The following is a 4,164-nucleotide window of genomic DNA, read 5'->3' on the forward strand; positions in this document are numbered from 1 at the left end:
GAAAAAAAATAAATCATTTTTGCAATAAAACTTGCATTTTTAAATAAATAACTATATATTAACTATATATTTAGTATGATTAAACGTACTTTGGAGGTAAATTTAATGTTTGATAATGAGAAACTGGGACAATTATCAGAAGAAAGAAAGAACTGGGAAGAAAAAACTTTGGGAAAATCTCTTGCGAGAGGACCTGAAAGAAAAGAAGAATTCAAAACTGGATCTGGAGACAGCATAAACAGGCTTTATACACCTGAAGACATGACAGGAAACTTCATGGAAGAAATTGGCTATCCGGGACAATACCCTTACACAAGAGGCTACCAGCCTACAATGTACAGGGGAAGACTTTGGACAATGAGAATGTATGCAGGATTTTCAACTGCAGAAGAGTCAAACAAGAGATACAAGTTTCTAGTTGACCAAGGATCTACTGGACTTTCAGTAGCATTCGACCTTCCAACACAGATTGGATACGATTCAGACCATGAATTGTCTGAAGGTGAAGTTGGAAAAGTTGGTGTTGCAATAGATTCACTTGCAGATATGGAAATACTTTTTGAAGGCATCAAGCTTGACAAAGTTAGTACATCAATGACAATCAATGCACCAGCATCTGTACTTCTTGCAATGTATATTGCAGTTGCAGAAAAGCAAGGTGTTTCAGCTGATAAATTAAGAGGAACAATACAAAACGACATCCTTAAGGAATATATCGCAAGGGGAACTTATATTTTCCCAACTGAGCCATCTATGAGGCTTATAACAAATATATTCGAGTACTGTTCACAAGACGTTCCACAATGGAATACAATCAGTATTTCTGGATACCATATAAGAGAAGCAGGTTCTACAGCAGCACAGGAAGTAGGATTCACAATTGCTGACGGTATCGCATATGTTGAAGCTGCAATAAAAGCAGGACTTGATGTTGATACATTTGCGCCAAGACTTTCATTCTTCTTCAATGCTCACAATGACCTTCTTGAAGAGGTTTCCAAATATAGAGCTGCAAGAAGACTTTGGGCTAAGATAATGAAGGAAAGATTTGGAGCAAAAAATCCTAAATCAATGATGCTTAAATTCCATACTCAAACTGGTGGTTCTACACTTACTGCACAACAGCCTGAAAACAATATAGTAAGGGTTGCAATTCAGACACTTGCAGCAGTACTAGGTGGTACTCAATCATTACACACTAACTCAAAGGATGAGGCTCTTGCTCTTCCAAATGAAGATTCAGTTAGAGTTGCACTTAGAACTCAGCAGATTGTTGCTCACGAAAGTGGAGTTACAAACACTGTTGATCCTTTGGCTGGTTCATACTACGTCGAAGCAAAGACAAAAGAAATCGAAGATAAAGCAATGGAATACATCACTAAGATTGATGAGCTTGGTGGTGCTCCAAGAGCCATAGATGCAGGATACATTCAGATGGAAATAACTGATGCTGCTTACAAGTACCAAATGGAAGTTGAAGCAGGAGAGATTATAGTTGTTGGGATGAATAAATTCAAGATTGAAGAGGAATCACCTAAGGGACTTCTTAAAGTTGATCCTATAGTTGGTGAAATGCAGAAGAAGAAACTTGTTGAACTTAAAGCGGGAAGAAACAATGAAGCTGTTGCAGAGAAGCTTGCAGTGCTTAAGGTAGCTTGTGAGGGAACTGACAATGTAATGCCTTTGATTCTAGAAGCAGTTAAGGAATATGCAACTCTTGGAGAAATTTGCGGAGTTATGAGAGAAGTATTTGGCGAATATGAGCAAAGCGTAATGCTTTAAACAGTTTTAAGCGTCAAAAGGATATAGTTGAACTTGCTTTTGCGCATAAAACAACCAATTGTAATGATTTAATATCATAGATTGAGTATTAGGAGGAAATAACAATGAGTAAACCAATTAGAGTATTAGTAGCTAAACCTGGTCTTGACGGACATGACAGGGGAGCGAAAATGATAGCAAGAGCTCTCAGAGATGCGGGTATGGAAGTTATATATACAGGTTTAAGACAAACACCAGAACAAATAGTAGCAGCGGCTATCCAGGAAGATGTTGACGTTATAGGAATGAGTATCCTTTCAGGCGCGCACAATCACCTTTTCCCTAAGATTATAAAACTTCTTAAGGAACAAAATGCAGAAGATATCCTTGTAATCGGTGGAGGAGTTATTCCAGAAGACGATATACCGGCACTTTTGGAAGGTGGAATTGCAGCAATATTCACACCTGGAACACCAACTACTGACACGGTTAAATTCATAAAAGAAAACGTAAAATAGATTAAATGCCAAAAGATATAGTTGAGAAACTCTCTTTTGTAGTTTAACATCATTTATGATATAAATTAAATAGTAAGGCGATGATATTTAATGGAATTAATTGAAAAAATGCTAAATGGAGATAAGCGGGCCTGTGCCCGCCTCATATCCATAGTTGAAAACAATGCTAAAGAATCGGAAGAAGTAATCAGAAAAATATACAAGCATACTGGAAATGCACATATAATAGGAATTACCGGACCTCCGGGAGCCGGCAAAAGTACCCTTACGGATAAGTTGGTTAAGCTTTTAAGAAAGCAGGACAAAACAGTAGGGATAATTGCAGTTGATCCTACAAGTCCCTATACAGGTGGAGCCATTCTTGGGGACAGAATCCGTATGAATGACCATGCCCTTGATCCGGGAGTATTCATAAGAAGCATGGGTACAAGAGGATATCTTGGCGGACTTGCAAAGGCTACAAGGAATGCAATGAAAATACTTGATGCATTTGGATGCGACTATATTATTATTGAGACTGTAGGAGTAGGCCAATCGGAAGTTGACATAGTAAAGGCTGCCGACACTGTGGTAATGGTTATGGTGCCTGGACTTGGAGATGATATACAGTCTATCAAGGCTGGAATCATGGAAATAGGTGATATCTTTGCTGTAAACAAAAGCGACCTTTTCGGAGCCCAAAGAACTGCAACTGAAATCAACATGATGCTTGACCTTGATCAGAATATGGGAAGAAGACCTCCAGTAGTAATGGTTACAGCCAGTAAGAATGAAAATATTGACAAGCTGTACCATGAAATCGAAAAGCAGTATTCCTATATGAAAGTTGAAGGAATTTTGGAGGAGAGAAGAAAACTCAACTTGAAGAGAGAGCTTGTAGAGCTTGTTGAAGAAGAATTGAGAAAAGTTGTCCTCAGGGAATCCGATAACAATGGTGAAATAGAAAATGCATCAAATAAGCTTTTGAACAAGGAGACCGATCCTTTCACGGAAAGGGATCTTCTTCTTAAGAAAATCATATAACAGGTTGAATATTTATAAAATCTAAGGAGAACTAAAATGGTAAAAAAAGTAGACCATATAGGTGTAGCAGTAAAAAATCTTGAAGAATCACTTAAGTTTTATCAAGATGTAATGGGAATGGATCTTGCTGGTACAGAGATTGTTGAAGAACAACATGTAAAGGTTGCATTTCTTCCAATAGGAGATACTGAGATTGAACTTCTTGAGTCAACAGATCCTGAAGGTCCTATAGCACGATATATAGACAAGAAGGGTGAAGGCGTACAGCACATAGCATATAAAGTTGAAGATATCGAAGTAGCCATAGCTGAAATGAAAGCTAAAGGCGTTAGAATGATTGATGAGAAGCCAAGGTACGGAGCAGGCGGAGCTAAAATTGCTTTCTGTCATCCAAAGAGCACAAACGGAGTTTTAATAGAGCTTTGTCAGAGAGATTAATAAATAAAAAAAGCTCCGGAAATCCGGAGCTTTAATTTTTAACCTTTGTTAAGACTCTTTAATAGTTCTTCCAAATCTATACCATGAACTGCAGCAGCCTGCTCTAGTGTCTCCATCTGAGATGAAGGGCATCCGATGCATCCCATTCCGTACTGGAACAAGATTTCAGCAGCTTCAGGTTTATCCTGGAGTAATTGTCCTATAAATATATCTTTTGTAATAGCCATATCAAAACCTTTAATTATATATATTTTAAGTTATAAAGTCAAAAGATATTATAATTATTACAAAAACATATCGAAAAATATTCATTATTGGCAATAACCATTGTGACATACTACCTTAGAAAGTTAAAAAAAATTAATATGTAAAAAAATGAATTATCTTGATTGACATGGTAGTTCATATTATGTATAATGTTTAA

The 4,164-nt window shown here is 37.1% G+C and carries 5 protein-coding genes; 4 read left to right on the forward strand and 1 reads right to left on the reverse strand.

Going from position 1 to position 4,164, the window contains the following annotated elements; genetic code table 11:
- Positions 1 to 105 precede the first annotated feature (105 nt).
- From AC3AX0_RS08395 to mce, 4 genes are all read left to right on the forward strand, one after another.
- Complete coding sequence (locus AC3AX0_RS08395; protein ID WP_487549849.1) at positions 106 to 1,782, forward strand: acyl-CoA mutase large subunit family protein; 1,677 nt, start codon at positions 106 to 108, stop codon at positions 1,780 to 1,782.
- 104 nt (positions 1,783 to 1,886) lie between these two features.
- The gene (icmB, locus tag AC3AX0_RS08400) at positions 1,887 to 2,279 is read left to right on the forward strand and encodes a coenzyme B12-dependent isobutyryl CoA mutase small subunit (RefSeq protein ID WP_487549850.1); all 393 of its coding nucleotides are present in this window, start codon (positions 1,887 to 1,889) and stop codon (positions 2,277 to 2,279) included.
- A gap of 90 nt (positions 2,280 to 2,369) precedes the next feature.
- The gene (gene meaB / locus AC3AX0_RS08405; protein WP_487549851.1) at positions 2,370 to 3,302 is read left to right on the forward strand and encodes a methylmalonyl Co-A mutase-associated GTPase MeaB; all 933 of its coding nucleotides are present in this window, start codon (positions 2,370 to 2,372) and stop codon (positions 3,300 to 3,302) included.
- Positions 3,303 to 3,338: 36 nt separating this feature from the next.
- Positions 3,339 to 3,740 (forward strand): methylmalonyl-CoA epimerase, encoded by a 402-nt coding sequence (mce, locus tag AC3AX0_RS08410; RefSeq protein ID WP_487549852.1) that lies wholly within the window; start codon positions 3,339 to 3,341, stop codon positions 3,738 to 3,740.
- 38 nt (positions 3,741 to 3,778) lie between these two features.
- Here the strand turns inward: mce and AC3AX0_RS08415 are convergent, their stop codons facing one another.
- Positions 3,779 to 3,967, reverse strand: coding sequence for a DUF1858 domain-containing protein (locus tag AC3AX0_RS08415; protein WP_487549853.1), 189 nt, complete (start codon positions 3,965 to 3,967; stop codon positions 3,779 to 3,781).
- Between the last annotated feature and the right edge of the window lie 197 nt (positions 3,968 to 4,164).

This window comes from Dethiosulfatibacter sp., from assembly GCF_983023055.1.